This is a genomic window from Thioclava sp. JE_KL1 (assembly GCF_009296265.1).
In the GTDB taxonomy this organism is placed as follows: Bacteria; Pseudomonadota; Alphaproteobacteria; order Rhodobacterales; family Rhodobacteraceae; genus Thioclava.
This window is the reverse complement of record NZ_WBJS01000040.1, coordinates 1-2,919: the sequence shown is the minus strand read 5'-3', so window position 1 is coordinate 2,919 and position 2,919 is coordinate 1. Positions and strand designations below refer to the sequence as shown.

The window sequence follows — 2,919 nt, the reverse complement described above, 5'->3', positions numbered from 1 at the left end:
GAATGGTTCTTCGGATCGATCACGCAAAGCCGCTTGCCCAGCCGGTGGACGTGGACCCGATCCGCCACCTCGAAGACGTGCGGCATGTTGTGCGAGATCAGGATGATCGGCAGACCTTTTGCCTTGAGATCAAGGATCAGGTTGAGCACCTGACGGCTTTCCTTCACGCCCAGCGCCGCCGTCGGCTCGTCCATGATGATCACCTTAGACCCGAAAGCCGCCGCGCGGGCCACGGCCACGCCCTGACGCTGACCACCCGACAGCGTCTCGACCGCCTGATCGATATCCTGAATGGTCGCCAGCCCCAGATCGTTGAGCTTCTCTCGGGCGAAGGCGCGCATCGCGGGTTTGTCGAGCATCCGCAGCCATTTGCCCATCGGACCGGCGCGACGCAACTCGCGCCCGACGAACATGTTGTCCACGATCGACAGCGCGGGAGAGAGCGCGAGCGTCTGGTAGACCGTCGCGATCCCAGCATCCTGCGCCTCGAGCGGGCTCTTGAAGGAGATCGATTTGCCTTCCAGCTTGATCTCGCCCTCGTCGGCCGTAACGGCCCCGGAAATCGCCTTGATGAGCGAGGATTTTCCGGCCCCGTTATCGCCGATCACGGCAAGGATTTCGCCCGGGTAGAGATCGAAGTCGCATTCGTCGAGGGCGGTGACGCGGCCATAGCGTTTGACCAGACCGCGTGCGGTGAGAATGGGTTCTTGCGTCATGCCGAAACCTTTCTGATCCATTGGTCGATAGCGACCGCGATGATGATGAGCCAGCCGATGGCGAAGACCTGCCAGAGCACGTCCACATTCGCGAGCCGCAGCCCCGACTGGAACACGCCCACGATCAGCGCCCCGAACAATGCGCCGAGGATCGAGCCGCGCCCACCGAAGAGCGAGATGCCCCCGATCACGACGGCGGTGATGGAATGCAGGTTCGCCTCGTAGAAGGCCTGCGGCGAGATCGAGCCCACGCGGCCGATCGATGCCCAGGCTGCGATCGCGCAGACGAGACCAGCCAGACCGTAGACCGACAGCAGCGTGCGGTCGGTGCGGATGCCCGCGAGCTCCGCCGCCTCCTTGTCGTCGCCCACGGCATAGACGTGGCGGCCCCAGGCGGTCTTGTTCAGCAGATACCAGAGCACGAGGAACACCACGACCATCAGGACCGAGCCATAGGTCAGTCGCGCATTACCGACGGTGATCGTGTTGCCGAAGAATTTCAGAAGGGGCGCGAACTTGTCGATATCCTGCGAGCGGATCGACTGCGCGCCCGAAAGCCACAGGTTCAGCGCGTAGAAGATCGACCAGGTGCCGAGCGTGGTGATGAAGGGCGGCAGTTTCACCTTGGTGACGAGGAAGCCGTTCAGCAAACCGGCGCCGGTGCCGCCTGCGAAGGAAATCAGTAGCGCGATCGGTGCGGGCACGCCCATGTAGACGGCAAGGTTGCCGGCGATCACCGACATCAGCACCATGATCGCCGCCACCGACAGGTCGATGCCTGCGGTCAGGATGATCAGCGATTGCGCCGCAGCCAGCATCCCGATGATCGAGACCTGCTGCATGATCAGGGTCAGGTTGAAGGCGGAAAAGAACTTGCCCCCTGCGACCAGGCCGAACACGGCGACGGACAACAGCAGCACGATCACCGGCACCATCGTCGGATTGCCGTGCAACCCGTGCTGGATCGTGCCGAGAAGCCCGCGTTTCTTACTCTTGAAGGCCGCGACGGTCTTGTCGCTTTGGTCGAGGCCGTGCTCGAAGGACTGGCCGCGAGGCGGAACGGTCTGGGTCATGTCCGTCATCCTCTTTGTGCAATGTGGGGTGAAGGGCCGTCACGCGGCCCAAAGGAAAGGGCCACCGCGCGGGGCGGCCCTTCCGGTCTTTCAGGCGGGGATCAGCCCCAGCACTGCTTCAGGCCTTCTTCCGACGAGATCGAGTCGATGCCATCGACCGGCTGGTCGGTGATCAGCGTCACGCCGGTATTGTAGAAGTCGAGACCTTCGGAGTTCTGCGGCTTGGTGCCGTCCTTGGCGAAGGCCGCGATCGCTTCGATGCCCATCGAGGCCATCTTCAGCGGGAACTGCATCGAGGTCGCGCCGATGATGCCTTCCTTGACGTTCTGCACGCCCGGGCAGCCGCCATCGACCGAAACGATGATCGCCTGATCCTGCATGCCGACCGATTTCAGCGCCTCATAGGCACCAGCGGCAGCGGGCTCGTTGATCGTGTAGACGACATTGATGCCCGGATCCTTCTGGAGAAGGTTCTCCATCGCCGTGCGGCCGCCCTGCTCGTTGCCGTTGGTCACGTCATGGCCGACGATGCGCGGATCGTCTTCGTCGCCGATCTTCTTCTCGTCTTTGATGTCGATGCCGAAGCCCTTCATGAAGCCCTGATCGCGCAGGTAATCGACCGAGACCTGGCTCGGGTTGAGGTCGAGGAAGCCGATCTTCGCATCCGCGGCCTTGTCGCCCATTTTCGCCTTGGCCCACTGACCGATCAGCTCGCCTGCCTTGAAGTTGTCGGTGGCGAAGGTCGCATCCGCAGTGTCGGCGGGCTCGAACGGGGTGTCGAGCGCGATCACCAGCGCACCGGCCTCGCGCGCCTTCGTAACCGCAGGCGCAAGCGCACGGCTGTCGGACGGGGTGATCAGGATACCCTTGGCGCCTGCCGCGATGCAGCTTTCGACCGCCGCGACCTGGCTTTCCACGTCGCCGTCGAGCTTGCCCGCATAGGTGTTGAGCGTGATGCCCATCTCTTTGGCCTTGGCCGAGGCACCCTCTTTCATCTTCACGAAGAACGGGTTGGTGTCGGTCTTGGTGATCAGGCAGGCGGTGGTTTCCGCCCAAGCGCCCGTCGCCATCAGACCGAGCGCGGTCGCACCGAGAATTGCGGTTTTCTTCATCATGTCAGGTCTCCTCCC

At 63.1% G+C, this 2,919-nt stretch carries 3 protein-coding genes; all 3 read right to left on the bottom strand.

Translation table 11 applies throughout. From position 1 onward, the window contains the following. Window positions 1-716 (bottom strand): ATP-binding cassette domain-containing protein (locus F8R15_RS20700; protein ID WP_152845847.1); only part of this gene is annotated, 716 nt, incomplete at its 3' end. Beyond that, window positions 713-1,789 carry an ABC transporter permease gene (locus F8R15_RS20695; protein ID WP_078521410.1) on the bottom strand — a complete coding sequence of 359 codons (1,077 nt, stop codon included), beginning with the start codon at window positions 1,787-1,789 and terminating at the stop codon, window positions 713-715. The genes F8R15_RS20695 and F8R15_RS20700, both read right to left, overlap by 4 nt. 101 nt (window positions 1,790-1,890) lie before the next feature. Beyond that, the gene (locus tag F8R15_RS20690) at window positions 1,891-2,901 is read right to left on the bottom strand and encodes a sugar ABC transporter substrate-binding protein (RefSeq protein ID WP_078521667.1); all 1,011 of its coding nucleotides are present in this window, start codon (window positions 2,899-2,901) and stop codon (window positions 1,891-1,893) included. Window positions 2,902-2,919: the final 18 nt, after the last annotated feature.

Coding starts and splice junctions, on each gene's coding strand:
- F8R15_RS20695 (WP_078521410.1), bottom strand. CDS start 1,789: ATGACCCAGACCGTTCCGCCTCGCGGCCAGTCCTTCGAGCACGGCCTC.
- F8R15_RS20690 (WP_078521667.1), bottom strand. CDS start 2,901: ATGAAGAAAACCGCAATTCTCGGTGCGACCGCGCTCGGTCTGATGGCG.